The sequence below is a fragment of the Halomonas sp. Mc5H-6 genome, assembly GCF_024124705.1.
GTDB lineage: Bacteria > Pseudomonadota > Gammaproteobacteria > Pseudomonadales > Halomonadaceae > Vreelandella > Vreelandella subterranea.
Map to the genome: position 1 here is coordinate 234,677 of NZ_JAMXSI010000003.1, position 13,013 is coordinate 247,689.

General features: G+C 55.9%; 12 protein-coding genes. 11 read left to right on the forward strand and 1 reads right to left on the reverse strand.

Annotation, left to right across the window (positions count from 1 at the left end):
• Positions 1-14: 14 nt before the first annotated feature.
• The 3 genes from NH395_RS06825 (at position 15) to NH395_RS06835 (ending at position 2,351) form a co-directional block, all read left to right on the forward strand.
• The gene (locus NH395_RS06825; protein WP_066316329.1) at positions 15-458 is read left to right on the forward strand and encodes a universal stress protein; all 444 of its coding nucleotides are present in this window, start codon (positions 15-17) and stop codon (positions 456-458) included.
• Positions 459-608: 150 nt separating this feature from the next.
• The gene (locus tag NH395_RS06830; RefSeq protein WP_253023415.1) at positions 609-1,289 is read left to right on the forward strand and encodes an FKBP-type peptidyl-prolyl cis-trans isomerase; all 681 of its coding nucleotides are present in this window, start codon (positions 609-611) and stop codon (positions 1,287-1,289) included.
• Positions 1,290-1,292: 3 nt separating this feature from the next.
• Complete coding sequence (locus tag NH395_RS06835) at positions 1,293-2,351, forward strand: PHB depolymerase family esterase (RefSeq protein ID WP_253023417.1); 1,059 nt, start codon at positions 1,293-1,295, stop codon at positions 2,349-2,351.
• On the opposite strand, the gene NH395_RS06840 is transcribed toward NH395_RS06835, so the two are convergent.
• Positions 2,348-2,938 (reverse strand): SCO family protein, encoded by a 591-nt coding sequence (locus NH395_RS06840; RefSeq protein ID WP_253023419.1) that lies wholly within the window; start codon positions 2,936-2,938, stop codon positions 2,348-2,350. The genes NH395_RS06835 and NH395_RS06840 overlap by 4 nt on opposite strands.
• A gap of 116 nt (positions 2,939-3,054) precedes the next feature.
• Between NH395_RS06840 and NH395_RS06845 the strand changes: the two genes are divergently transcribed.
• The 8 genes from NH395_RS06845 to NH395_RS06880 all read left to right on the forward strand — a co-directional run bounded on the left by NH395_RS06845 (position 3,055) and on the right by NH395_RS06880 (position 12,952).
• Positions 3,055-3,972: an AEC family transporter gene (locus NH395_RS06845; RefSeq protein WP_253023421.1), complete on the forward strand. Its 918-nt coding sequence runs from the start codon at positions 3,055-3,057 to the stop codon at positions 3,970-3,972.
• A 418-nt stretch (positions 3,973-4,390) separates the two neighbouring features.
• Positions 4,391-5,302 (forward strand): ectoine hydroxylase, encoded by a 912-nt coding sequence (gene thpD / locus NH395_RS06850; protein WP_253023423.1) that lies wholly within the window; start codon positions 4,391-4,393, stop codon positions 5,300-5,302.
• A 568-nt stretch (positions 5,303-5,870) separates the two neighbouring features.
• On the forward strand, positions 5,871-6,782 hold the full coding sequence (kdgD, locus tag NH395_RS06855) for a 5-dehydro-4-deoxyglucarate dehydratase (RefSeq protein WP_253023425.1): 912 nt from the start codon (positions 5,871-5,873) through the stop codon (positions 6,780-6,782).
• 105 nt (positions 6,783-6,887) lie between these two features.
• Positions 6,888-7,895: an ABC transporter substrate-binding protein gene (locus tag NH395_RS06860; RefSeq protein ID WP_253023427.1), complete on the forward strand. Its 1,008-nt coding sequence runs from the start codon at positions 6,888-6,890 to the stop codon at positions 7,893-7,895.
• Positions 7,896-8,001: 106 nt separating this feature from the next.
• Positions 8,002-8,445 (forward strand): tripartite tricarboxylate transporter TctB family protein, encoded by a 444-nt coding sequence (locus tag NH395_RS06865; RefSeq protein ID WP_253023429.1) that lies wholly within the window; start codon positions 8,002-8,004, stop codon positions 8,443-8,445.
• A gap of 18 nt (positions 8,446-8,463) precedes the next feature.
• Positions 8,464-9,975: a tripartite tricarboxylate transporter permease gene (locus NH395_RS06870; protein ID WP_230445585.1), complete on the forward strand. Its 1,512-nt coding sequence runs from the start codon at positions 8,464-8,466 to the stop codon at positions 9,973-9,975.
• 34 nt (positions 9,976-10,009) lie between these two features.
• Positions 10,010-11,578, forward strand: coding sequence for a galactarate dehydratase (gene garD, locus NH395_RS06875; protein WP_253023436.1), 1,569 nt, complete (start codon positions 10,010-10,012; stop codon positions 11,576-11,578).
• A 48-nt stretch (positions 11,579-11,626) separates the two neighbouring features.
• Complete coding sequence (locus NH395_RS06880; RefSeq protein ID WP_253023438.1) at positions 11,627-12,952, forward strand: glucarate dehydratase family protein; 1,326 nt, start codon at positions 11,627-11,629, stop codon at positions 12,950-12,952.
• The last annotated feature ends 61 nt before the right edge of the window (positions 12,953-13,013 follow it).

Below are 13,013 nucleotides of genomic sequence, written 5' to 3' on the forward strand. Positions count from 1 at the left end.
CAAGGAGAACGCCAATGTTCAACCGCATTTTAGTGCCGGTGGATGGCTCCAAGGGCGCCCTCAAGGCGCTTGAGAAGGCCGTAGGACTGCACATGCTGACCGGCGCAGAACTGTATCTGCTATGTGTGTTCAAGCACCACAGCCTGCTCGAAGCGTCGCTTTCCATGGTGCGGCCGAGCAAGCTGGATATTCCTGACGATGCGCTGAAGGAGTACGCCACCGAAATCGCGGTGCACGCCAAGTCCCATGCGATAGAAATGGGGGCAGACAGCGGAAGCGTGCGGGCCTTCGTCAAGGGAGGTCGACCTTCGCGCACCATCGTTCGCTTTGCCCGCAAACGTGAGTGTGACCTGATCGTCATTGGCGCCCAAGGCACCAATGGCGATAAAAACCTGCTGCTGGGCAGTGTTTCCCAGCGAGTGGCAGGCTCAGCCCACTGCCCCACCATGGTGGTGTGAACGCACTTTCCCGCAAACCTCGCTGGGTATCAAACACCCGCCGCCTTGGCAGATGCAGCCTGAGGCGGCGGGTGTTACTCTTTTAAGTGTCCTTTCAATACGCATCAATTACCCATACCACGGTGCTTCGCACCACAAAAAAGGTGTTCTATGAAAGTAGCGATTTCCTCAACGGCCCTGGTTGGCTTACTGCTGGTGACTCCCTTGGCCGCTGCAGCGCCGGAAACGGAAGAAGAGCGTTTGGCTTATAGCCTGGGCGTTACGCTGGGTGAAAGCATGCAGGCCGATGTCGAAGACCTGGATATCGATTCGTTTACCGACGGCATTCGCGATGTGTTTGAAGGTAATGATCTGGCGCTTGATGAAGCGCAAATGAGCGAAGCATTGATGGCTTTTCAGGAGCAATCCATGGCGGCCCGCGAAGCGGAAGCGGCGCAAGCCAGTGAAGCAAACCGAGAAGCCGGTGAAGCCTTCCTGGCCGAAAACGCTGAGCGCGATGAGGTGACGGTCACCGAGTCAGGGCTGCAGTACGAAGTGCTTGAGTCGGGCGATGGCGAGTCGCCTGGTCCCCAAGACACCGTCGAGGTGAATTACGAGGGCATGCTGCTGGACGGTACGGTCTTTGATAGCTCCTATGAACGTGGCGAGTCGGTCAGTTTCCAGGTCAATCAGGTGATCGAAGGTTGGCAAGAAGCCCTTCAAGCAATGAGTGTAGGCGACAGCTGGATGCTGTATATCCCTGCTGACCTGGCCTACGGTGAAGGTGGCCAGGGCCCGATTGGTCCCAACGAGGTGCTTACCTTCCGCGTGGAACTGTTGGACGTTGAATAAGTGATGCCTTTACCGTCGCGTTTATCCCTACGCTGCTTGGTCAGTGGGTTACTGTTTATCGGTAGCTGGCAGGGTGCGACGGTGGTTCAGGCAGCGCCCGGGCCGTTAGCTGCGCTGGGCGCTGGCAGTGACGTCAGCGTCGTGGGTATTTCGTCCGGTGGTTACATGGCCACGCAGTTGGCCGTCGCCTTCCCCGAGCGCTTCAGTGCAGTGGGCGTATTGGCGGCCGGCCCTTGGGAATGTGCAGAAGGTTCGTTAAGCCGGGCGCTGAGTTCCTGCATGACGACATCGGGCGGCGAGCCATCTCTCGACAGGCTTGAAAATCGCCGTCGCCGCTACGAAGCGGCAGGTCAGGTGGGGCCACGGGAAACGCTCAGTCAATTAAGGGTGTTTCTGTGGCATGGCGAGGATGACGATGTCGTGGAGCCTGAGTTGGGTGATTTATTGGCGGCTCAGTGGAAACGCTGGCTGGCCAATGCCGATCAGCTGCGCGTCGTTCGGCGAGAAGACACCGGCCATGGCTGGCCGGTAAGCCTGGACGATGAGGCACCGCCTCCACGAACCTTGGGTGACTGTCAGCAGGGCGGTGGCAGCTACCTGCTTGCCTGCGATGATGATGTCGCTGGCGCCATGCTGCGCTTTCTGTACCCTGATCGCGAAAAGAACGATGAAGGCCGGGGGCAATTAAGCACCTTTGACCAGTCTGACTTTGCGGTGACCGGACTAGCGGATCGTGGCTTTGTTTATATACCGGAAGGCTGTGAAGAGGGCGGATGCCAGGTCACGTTGGCCCTTCACGGTTGCCAGATGAGTGAAGACGCGATTGGCGATGCGTTTGCAAGGCACAGCGGGCTCAATGACTGGGCAGCACTGCATCAGCAGATCGTGCTTTATCCCCAGGTAGAGAACAGCATGATGAATCCTCAGGGCTGTTGGGACTGGTGGGGCTATGCCGAGCCCTCCTCACAGTTAGCCCCGATGCACAGTACCCGCGAAGGTGTTCAAATCAAGGCGCTAATGGCCATGCTGGAACGCCTTCAAGCAACACCCGAGCAGGATTAACGACTCAGCTCATGCGATAAGGCAGCCGTAAGCCCTTGAGGCGTTGGCGAATACAGCACACGCTGCAAAATATCGCCGTCGCGGTCGACCAAGTAAAGTGATGAGCTATGGTCAATGGTGTACTCGATGGCTGACTCGGGCGCCTCAACGCGACGCGTGATCACCCCATAACGGGACATCACGTCATCCAGTTCGGCTTTGTTGCCCCTGGCGCCGATAAAGTCCTCGCCGAAAAACGCCAGGTACTCTTCAAGCCGTTCCAGGGTATCGCGCTGTGGGTCGACGGTGACCATGACAGGCACCACCTGTTGGCGTTGCGATGCCGAAAGCTCAGCCAGCGCCTGGCGCTTGACCGACTGCGTCATGGGGCATACGTCAGGGCAATACGTATAGCCGAACGACAGCAGGGCAATTTGATCGTCGGCAAGCTGGGACAGCGAAAAGTCGCCTCGGGTGGACGGCAGTTCAATCTCACCGCCAGGTGGCATGTCGTCTTGAGGAGGCAGCGTGGCCTGGTAGAGCATGATGCCACTTGCCACGACCAGCGCGGCGACGCCGACGCCTAGCCATAATTTCGGATAGGCCATGGTATCTCCCTGCAGGCGATGAACCAGCGTCCGTTGATGACTGAAACCCTCTGTTCATAGTAACAGTAAACCTGCAACTGTCACGGCGTGGTCGATCAAAAGGAGAAGGATACTCAATGGAAAGTATTAGCGGTGCCCTCGGCCCCCTGTTTCTCTTGATCTTGATGGGTGCAGCGCTGGGCGTTAAACGCTGGCCCAGCGATACATTCTGGCCGTCCATGGAGCGGCTGATCTACTTCGTACTCTTTCCGGCCATGCTGGTGTCGACGCTGGCGACGGCGAATGTCAGCCAGGTACCCGTGACCCGCCTGGCCCTGGTATTGCTGAGCGCGATGGCTGTCTTTGGCGTATTGCTGTGGCGTCTGAGAACCCAGCTCAAGCTGGCGCCCGGGGCATTTACGTCGGTATTTCAAGGCGCCGTGCGATTCAATACGTACGTCGGGGTGGCGGGCGCGGCGGCCTTGCACGGCAGTGCAGGTGCCACTACCGCCGCCGTGGCAGTGGCGCTGATGGTGCCGGTGGTCAATATCATGTGCGTGGCAAGCTTTGTCGCTGCTGGCACCCTGGGTAACGCAAGTCTCGGCAAAAGCGTCATGGCGCTGGTCAAGAATCCCCTGATTCTGGCGTGCTTGCTGGGTATTGGGCTGAACCTTTCCGGCATAGGGCTGCCGGGCTGGAGCCACGATACCGTCGACCTATTAGGCCGTGCCGCCTTGCCGCTTGGGCTGGTGGCTGTGGGGGTGGCATTGCGCCCGGCAGCGCTGCTGCGCGTTGATCGCGGCGTGCTGGCGACAAACAGCGTCAAGCTGGTGCTGATGCCCGCGCTGGTGCTGGTACTTGCATGGCTGGTTGGCCTGGATACGGTGAGCCGCGACGTCGCGCTGTTGTTTGCCGCACTGCCCACAGCGACGTCTGCGTATATTCTGGCGCGCCAGTTGGGCGGTGATGCCGAATTGATGGCCGCGATCATCACCGGTCAGACGCTACTGGCGATGCTGACGCTACCGGTTTGGCTCCAACTGGCAGGCGGCTGAAAGCGGAATAAAAAATATTCGTATTTGTGTTGACGTGCTAAATGAGAACTATTACATTGTGATTGTGGCGTTTGATGAGACGCCACAGACCACGACAGATTTGGCAATTCATACCATTTTCCTGTCATGGTTTCTCCCTCTCATTGCTAGTCACGGTCTTTTGCCGCTCCTCTGGAGCGGCTTTCTTTTTTCTGAGTACCGGTTTCTGAATCGGTCTCTGAGTACCGGCCAACGCCCCGTTCTCTGCGTGGTTTTTTGGCGACTTCCTTCCTGCCTCCTTGCATAAATAAAACGATGAGCGTTCGTACGCTTTATGGGCGGGTATGGCGCGATTGCCGAAAGGCGGGTTCGTGTCTACGTTTTATAAGGAGTACCTGAAAAGCGTTTATTGGCCCGCATACTAACGGAGGAGTTTGCTATGAGCGATACACAAGATCTTTTCCCCACTCGTTTGGAACGCAAGTTGGGAATGTTTGAGCGCATCGATCCTGTGGTGTTTGGCGATGAGTCCCAGCTTGCCAATGGCCCATTGGATAGCTCGCAAATTGAGGAATACGAAAGAAAAGGCTTTCTCTCGTTTGAAGGTTTTTACGATGCCGAGGATATGCAGGTTTTTCTTCAAGAGTTGCGTGAGTATGAAGACGATGCTGACCTTAAGCTTTCCGAGGGCACGATCCTGGAACCCGGACGTGAGGAAATACGTACTGTTTTCGGTATTCATCAAGTCTCAAAACGTTTCCAGCGCTTGACTCAAGATCCCAAGTTGCTGGCGATCGTGAAGCAGTTGCTGGGCAGCGATGTTTATATCCACCAATCAAGGATCAACTACAAGCCAGGATTTAAAGGCAGGGGGTTCGAGTGGCATTCGGATTTTGAGACCTGGCATAGCGAAGACGGCATGCCGCGGATGCGAGCGCTCAGCTGTTCCATCGTCCTCACGGATAACGGCGAGTTTAACGGCCCCCTGATGCTGATTCCCGGTTCGCATCACTACTTTGTTCCCTGTGTGGGGCGAACGCCGGAGGATAACTACAAGGAATCGTTGAAAAGCCAAGAGGTAGGGGTGCCCCCGGCGAGCAGCTTGCGCGAACTGATGCTGGAAAACGATATTGAAGCCCCTAAAGGGCCAGCCGGCTCTCTGGTGATTTTTGAATGCAATACCATGCACGGCTCCAATATCAACATGTCGTGCTGGCCGAGAAGTAATTTATTCTTTGTTTACAACAGTGTTGAAAATACGCTTCACGATCCTTACTGCGGCAACCGGCCCAGGCCCGAATTTCTGGCCAATCGCTCGGAATGGGATCCAGTGCAACCGCTGGAAGAGTAAGGGCGTCAATGCATAGCGCGGGACGATCATCTGTGAGGTGATGTCCAAAAATAAATAAAAACCGTTCGCATTATTATTGACGTAGTAAATGAGAACTATTACAGTGCGGGTGTGGCGTTGATGAGACGCCACAGACCACGACAGATCGGGTAATCATTACCAGTTTCCTGTCATGGTTTCTCCCTCTCATTGCTAGTCACGGTCTTTTTGCCGCTCCCCTGGAGCGGCTTTCTTTTTTGGGGCCTGGGCAGCTCAACTGACCCGCACGACTGCCTGCACCCCGAGCTGTGAGCAGATTCTCCTATCCCGCTGTACAACCTCGTCTTTTATCACTAAGTCGCTATCAATACAGGTATTTATCTGTGCGATAGGCTTAAGTGTGATACCCGGAGCGTAGGCGACTGGCCTTCAACTTTGGTTGTATTTTGTGTCATGTGCCTTGCCTGATGGGAGCATGCGGCTTAACTTCTCACTTGTACGATGTATGACAACTAAGCGGTTGTCACGATTTCGAGCCTCGCTAATGGGTGTTGGCACACTGCAACGAGGGAAGCATGAGGATGGTGGCGTGAAGTTTTCCAAACAAGACGTAATACAAGCGATCGGCGATGGCCTGCTCTCGTTCCCGATCACCGACTTCGATGACAACGGCCAGTTCGATGAAGCCAGCTACCGCGAGCGGCTAGCCTGGTTTATCAGCCACGATATTTCTGCCGTCTTTGTAGCGGGCGGCACCGGTGAGTTTTTCAACCTATCGCTGGAAGAGTACCGCCGTATCGTTCAGGTGGCGGTTGAGGTGATTGACGGCAAGCTCCCCGTGATTGCCAGTGCGGGCTTAAGCGTGGCGACGGGCAAGGCCTTTGCCGCTGCTGCCGAAGAGGCCGGCGCCGATGGCATTTTGCTGATGCCCCCCTACCTGACCGAGTGTCCCCAGGACGGCCTGGTCGATTACGCCCGGCAAATTTGTGACGCCACGGCAATCAACGTTATCTACTACAACCGCGGTAACGGGATTCTCAATGCGGCGTCTGTTCAGGCGCTGGCGGATGCCTGCCCGAATTTGATTGGCCTGAAGGATGGCAAGGGCGATATCCAGGCGCTGAACAAGATCGTCAAGACCGTGGGCGACCGCCTGACCTATATCGGTGGCGTGCCCACCGCCGAGATTTTCGCCGAAGCGTATCTTTCCATCGGGGTTAATACCTACTCCTCGGCCGTGTTCAATTTTGTCCCTGATATGGCGGTGGCTTTCTATCGAGCTCTCCGTGCTGGGGACAGTCGTGTCGTTAAGCAAATTACCCAGGACTTTTTTATCCCGTTTATCGATTTGCGGGATCAAAAAGCCGGGTATGCCGTGAGCCTGATCAAAGCCGGTGCCGATATTATTGGCCGCCCGGCGGGAGAGGTGCGCGCGCCTTTAACGATGCCTACCGCTGACGAATGTCGGCAGCTCAAGCAACTAATCGATAAAGCCAAGTAAAATCCTTCTCAAACTGCAAGACCATAATAAATTTACAACGATCGAATGAGGTGAAGCATGTTGGTATCTAAGAAAGCGCTAGCTGGACTGGGTTCGGCCGCCTTGATGGCATCAATGACCGTTGGCTCGGGTGTTGCCTTTGCTCAGGATGGCCCTTTGCGGGGCAATGTACGGGTGGTCATCGGTTCTACGTCGACCGGTGGTGATACCTATCAAAACTCCAGCATTGTCGCGGATGCGTTATCCGAAAAACTTGATCTGAACATGAAGGTCGACGCGGTTGGCGCGAACTCTGCTTTCCGGACCCTGGACCGCGATTCCCGTGGCAACACGCTGATGATCTTCCACGATCAGTCTTATCTGGGACACTTGTATGGTGTTGAAGGCTACGACGATATTTTCGAAAAATATACCATCGGGCCGACCGTCGCCATCAACCCGGGTAACGCCTATCTCGTACCTAAAGACTCTCCTTACCAAACCCTCGATGACATCATTGCTGCTGTGGGAGCGGGCGAGACGGTGCGCGTCGCTATCCAGCCGGGTGGCGTCTCCGAGATTGGCTTCAGCGCCCTGAAAAACGCTATTTCTATCGAGCATCCGGGCCAGGAAGACAATCTGGTAGCGGTGAATACCGGCTCGCAGTCGGATAAAAACCAGCAGCTTTTTGATGACCAAGCTGACGTGATCAACGGGACGGTGCAGGCCAACGAGCAATACACGCGCTTGCCTGAAGATGACCAAAAGGCCATGCGATTTGTGTGGCTGACGGCGCGGCAAGATACCATCGAGCAGGCGCCAGAAGAGGGTCTTGGCCAGACGACTCGTGAGCAGTTGTTGGAGTATGTCGAGCCTAACGTCAATGTCACTATGGGGGGGGACGAAAGCTTCACCTTCGATAAAGAGTTCTTCTTCCTTTACAACAAGGATATGGACCCTGCCATCGTTGAGCAGATTGACGAGGCTTTAGCAGAAATCTACGCGGAAGGCGAAATTCAAGAAACACAAAAGAACGCGTTTTTCATTCCTAACTTCAAGCCTTCTGATGAAGCGTCTGAGTACCTGCAAGACAAGATGACGCGCTACGAAGGCATTATCGAAAACATCAAGTAAGCGATTCAGGCACCGGCACATGAGTGTCGGTGCCATCGCTATAAGACATAAAGCACTCTAGAACCATGATAGGCCAGGGTAGCCTGCTGCCTATATCGGAGCTGTTATGGAATCAGGTCTGTCAAGTCTGCTTAGCATCTCGATAGATTTCGAGACATCTCATCTGTTTTTCCCGATGATTATTCATTGGGTGTTGGCGCTGCTGTTCCTTGCCGTTTTAGTGACAAAGACAATTCCTTTTCTGGCCGCTGTAAAGCGCGGCGAGCGAACCTTGCCGATTATCGGTGAGTCCATGGATGGCTTCCGCTTTTTCGGCACTATCATCTTGATGGTGGCGTATTTCTACCTGATGGCGTTCGTGGGCAATATGTTTCCCTACACGGGTTACGGTTTCCTGTTCGTCTCGATGGTTTTCGTCCTGCTCATGGCATTGATGTATATGCATGAGTGGACAAAAAAGGCAGTGACCACTGCGGTGATCACGGCCATTGTTGCGCCTAGCCTCGCTTGGTTCGTCCTGGCCAAGCTGTTCAAAATCACCCTGCCGTGACCGAAGTGAGTGCCCCCTATGGAATTTTTGTCACTTCTTGATCTAACGTTTTTCCTTCTTGCTGCCTTGGGCGCCCTGGTCGGCATCATCTTTGGCGCGATACCCGGCATGACGGCCACTATGGCGGTAGCCGTGTGTCTCCCGTTGACCTACGCCCTGGGCCTTAACCACGGCTTGGCGCTGTTGCTTGGCCTGTATGTAGGGGGAATATCGGGCGGTATGGTGCCGGCGATTCTGATTAATATTCCCGGCACACCCTCGTCTATCACCACCACCTTCGATGGTTACCCGATGGCCCAGAAGGGTGAGGGCGAGAAGGCCCTGCGGGTCAGCGTCATCGCCTCAGTGGTCGGCGGTCTGATCAGTGCGGCCGTGCTGTTCTTTTTTGCGCCGATGCTGGCGGATTTCTCGATCAAATTCTCCTATGTGGAGAAGTTCCTGATCATTCTGCTTGCGTTGAGCGTGATTGCCTCACTTTCCAGCAATATGCTGGTGGGTATCTTCAGCGGCGTGATTGGCATCTGGCTGAGCCTGGTCGGCGTCTATAGCACCTCTGACGGTGGCAACGGCAAGACGCGGCTGATGTTTGACTTCATGGAGCCTTACCTGTTCGAAGGCTTCTCTTTGCTGCCTGTATTGATAGGTATCTTCGGTATCTCGACCATCCTGCTGGAGGCCGAAAAAGGCGTTAAGAATGACCTTACCGGTGAAGGCGTGAAGCTTGGCAAGGGGGGCAGCGGTTTCTCCATGTCGATCTTCAAAGGTCGTTTGACCAACCTGGTTCGCTCCTCCTTTATAGGTACTTTCGTCGGCATGCTGCCGGGGGTGGGCGGTAGTGCGGCGTCTGTGCTGGCTTACACCCAGGAGAAGAACCTGTCGAAGGATTCCTCCGAAATGGGCAAGGGCGCGCCTCAGGGCTTGATTGCCTCGGAGTCTGCCAATAATGCCTTGACCGGCGGTGCGCTTATTCCACTGCTTTCCCTGGGGATCCCCGGTGACTCTACCACCGCTGTGCTGATTGGTGCCTTCACCCTTCAAGGCATCCAGGTGGGGCCGCTGTTCATCCCGGAGAACGTGGATACCTGGTATGTGATGATGACGGCGCTGATCTTCGCCAACATCGTGATGTTCTTCCTGATGTTCTACGCCATCAAGCATATCGCCAAGGTGGTGATGGTACCCAAGCACCTGCTCTTCCCGATCATTGTGATGATGTGCGTGGTCGGTGCCTATGCGATCAATTACGGCATCATGTTCGATGTCTGGACCCTTTTGATCTTCGGTGTGCTGGGCTACGTCATTCAGAAGGTCGGGCTTGAAGTCGCGCCTTTGATTATCGGCTTTATCTTAGGCAGCCAGGCGGAAGTCTATTTCGTCAAGAGCCTTGAGTCTGCTGGCACTTTCTCAATCTTCTTCACCAAGAGCCCAATAGCCGTTGTGCTTTGGATCTTGATCATTGCGTCGGTGGTCTTTTCCATCTTAATGGGGCTCAAGCGTCGCAAGGTCAGCCGCGAGGAGGCTTCCCAGTGATAGCTATTCAACTGCATATCCCGGAGGGTCGACCATGACGCAGGACAATCCGTCACCTCGGGTGATCCGCATTCATCCCAGTGATAATGTTGCCGTCGCTGTCGCACAGGGTGGTCTGGCGGCTGGCGAACGTCTCGATGGCGGCATTGAACTCCAGACGCATGTGCCTCAGGGCCACAAGGTAGCGCTGGTGGCCCTGGCCGAGGGTGATGCCGTGATTCGCTACGGTGAGGTGATAGGAACGGCGGCCCTGGCGATTCCTTGTGGTGGCCATGTCAATGAGACCAATCTACTCATGCCTACACCGCCTGCGCTGGACGATCTGCCGCTGGCGACACGTCCGGCGCCACCCGTGGAGCCATTGGAAGGTTACACCTTTGAGGGGTTCCGTAATGCCAACGGTAGCGTCGGCACCCAGAATGTTCTCGGTATTACCACCAGCGTGCAGTGCGTGGCGGGTATTGTGGATCACGTGGTGCAGCGCATAAAACGTGAGTTGTTGCCCAAGTTTCCCAATGTCGATGCGGTGGTAGGGCTTAACCATAGCTATGGCTGTGGCGTGGCGATCAACGCTCCGGCCGCCGTGGTGCCCATTCGCACGCTCAAGCATCTGGCTCAGAATCCCAATTTTGGTGACGAAGTCATGGTCATCGGGCTGGGCTGCGAGAAACTGCAGCCCTCTACCCTGGTTGATGATCAGCCAGTGAGGATCTACGAGAATACTGAAGCTGCTGACCCCCAGGCCAATGTGTTGAGCCTGCAGGATGAGTCGTTCGAGGGCTTTGACGATATGGTGGCAGGGATCATGGCCATGGCAGAGCGACACCTTGAGCATCTCGATCAGCGCCAGCGGGAAACTTGCCCGGTGTCCGAGCTTGTGGTCGGCATGCAATGCGGTGGCAGTGATGCCTTTTCCGGGCTGACAGCCAACCCGGCAGTGGGGTTTGCTACCGACTTGATCGTCCGAGCCGGTGGTAGCGTGATGTTTTCCGAAGTCACGGAGGTGCGCGATGCGATTCACCTGCTGACGCCGCGCGCGATCGATTCTTTCGTCGCTAAAGCGCTGGTCGATCAAATGGCCTGGTATGACGATTACCTGTCTCAGGGGCAAACCGATCGGAGTGCCAATACATCGCCTGGCAACAAGAAAGGCGGATTGAGCAATATCGTTGAAAAAGCCTTGGGTTCGGTGATCAAGTCGGGTAACTCCCCCATCATTGACGTTATTGGGCCTGGAGAGCGTCTGCGAAAGCGCGGACTGACCTTCGCCGCCACCCCTGCCAGCGACTTTATCTGCGGTACCTTGCAGGCAGCAGCGGGCATGAACCTGCAGGTCTTTACCACCGGGCGCGGGACACCCTACAACCTGCCGATGACCCCGGTGATCAAGGTTTCTAGCAACTCTACCCTGGCGCATCGCTGGCATGATCTGATCGACCTGGATGCCGGGCGCATCGCCACGGGCGAGGCATCCATCGAGGAAATGGGCTGGGAGCTTTTCCAGCTCATTCTCGACGTGGCCAGCGGCCGTCGGCGCGTTGCTGCCGATAAGCTCGGCCTTTACAACGATCTGGTGCTGTTCAATCCCGCGCCAGTGACTTAAAGCAGAAATACATCTCGACAGAGCCGATACTACAAGAGGCAAATGTAAATGTTTCCGACGATTAAAAAAATGCGTGTTGTGCCGGTGGCTGGCTACGATGGCTTTCTGCTCAACTTGAGCGGCGGCCATGCGCCCTGGTTCATCCGCTGTGTGCTGATTCTGGAAGATGACGCTGGCAATCAAGGGGTCGGGGAAATCCCGTCCAGCGACGGTATCATCAAGGGCTTGGAGCAGTGCCGCTCCCTTGTTGAAGGCTCGCAAGTCAACAACGTCAAGCAGACACTGAATCAGGCGCGCCAGCTCCTGGCCCAAAATGGACGTGAAGAGCGTGGCCGTCAGACCTTCGATCTACGCGTTGCGGTTCACGTTATTACCGCTATTGAATCGGCGTTGTTCGACCTGTTCGGTCAGGCGTTGGGTATGCCGGTGGCAGATTTGCTGGGTCAATACGGCCGCCAGCGCGATGAAGTCGAAGCGCTTGGGTATCTTTTTCTGCTGGGGGACCCGGAAAAGACGGACCTGCCGTACCCCAAGGCCGAGAATCCCAAGGATGCCTGGGACGAGGTGCGCTACAAAGAGGCGCTCACGCCAGACGCCGTCGCTAACCTGGCAAAGGCCGCGTATGACCGCTACGGCTTCAAGGACTTCAAGCTCAAGGGCGGCGTATTGCGCGGCGAGGAAGAGGCCGACTGCATCCGCGCGCTCCACGAAGCTTTCCCGGAAGCCCGCTTGACCCTCGACCCCAACGGCGCCTGGAAGCTCGACGAAGCGGTACGCGTGCTCGATCCGATCAAGCACCTGTTGAGCTATGCGGAAGACCCCTGTGGTCAGGAAGAGAGTTACTCCGGTCGCGAGACCATGGCCGAGTTCAAAAAGCGCACCGGCCTGCCCACAGCAACCAACATGATCGCGACCGATTTCAAGCAACTGCAGTATGCCGTGCAGCTCAATTCCGTCGATATTCCGCTGGCGGACTGCCATTTCTGGACCATGCAGGGCGCTGTGATGGTGGGCGAGCTGTGCAACGAGTGGGGCATGACCTGGGGCTCACATAGCAACAACCACTTCGACATTTCCCTTGCGATGATGACCCATGTAGCGGCGGCCTGCCCTGGCGAGATCACCGCCATCGATACCCACTGGATCTGGCAGGATGGCCAACGCATCACTAAAGAGCCATTCCAGATCCGTGATGGCAAGCTGACCGTGCCTAAAACCCCAGGCCTCGGCGTCGAGCTGGATGACGAGAAGCTGAAAGAGGCACATGCGCTCTACAAGAGTCTCGACGTGACTCAACGCAATGACGCCATGGCCATGCAGTTCTTGATTCCAGGATGGGAGTTTGACCCCAAGCGTCCTGCGCTTGTGAGGTAAGAGCCACTCTGCTCTGATATGATGTATATCATCATACTTTAGGCGAAGGTGTTTATGGTCA

What these genes read in the sequence shown, in the direction of transcription:
- NH395_RS06830 (WP_253023415.1), top strand. Translation starts at nt 609, where the DNA reads ATGAAAGTAGCGATTTCCTCAACGGCCCTGGTTGGCTTACTGCTGGTG.
- NH395_RS06865 (WP_253023429.1), top strand. Translation starts at nt 8,002, where the DNA reads ATGGAATCAGGTCTGTCAAGTCTGCTTAGCATCTCGATAGATTTCGAG.
- NH395_RS06870 (WP_230445585.1), top strand. Translation starts at nt 8,464, where the DNA reads ATGGAATTTTTGTCACTTCTTGATCTAACGTTTTTCCTTCTTGCTGCC.
- thpD (WP_253023423.1), top strand. Translation starts at nt 4,391, where the DNA reads ATGAGCGATACACAAGATCTTTTCCCCACTCGTTTGGAACGCAAGTTG.
- NH395_RS06845 (WP_253023421.1), top strand. Translation starts at nt 3,055, where the DNA reads ATGGAAAGTATTAGCGGTGCCCTCGGCCCCCTGTTTCTCTTGATCTTG.
- NH395_RS06880 (WP_253023438.1), top strand. Translation starts at nt 11,627, where the DNA reads ATGTTTCCGACGATTAAAAAAATGCGTGTTGTGCCGGTGGCTGGCTAC.
- NH395_RS06835 (WP_253023417.1), top strand. Translation starts at nt 1,293, where the DNA reads ATGCCTTTACCGTCGCGTTTATCCCTACGCTGCTTGGTCAGTGGGTTA.
- garD (WP_253023436.1), top strand. Translation starts at nt 10,010, where the DNA reads ATGACGCAGGACAATCCGTCACCTCGGGTGATCCGCATTCATCCCAGT.
- NH395_RS06825 (WP_066316329.1), top strand. Translation starts at nt 15, where the DNA reads ATGTTCAACCGCATTTTAGTGCCGGTGGATGGCTCCAAGGGCGCCCTC.
- NH395_RS06860 (WP_253023427.1), top strand. Translation starts at nt 6,888, where the DNA reads ATGGCATCAATGACCGTTGGCTCGGGTGTTGCCTTTGCTCAGGATGGC.
- NH395_RS06840 (WP_253023419.1), bottom strand. Translation starts at nt 2,938, where the DNA reads ATGGCCTATCCGAAATTATGGCTAGGCGTCGGCGTCGCCGCGCTGGTC.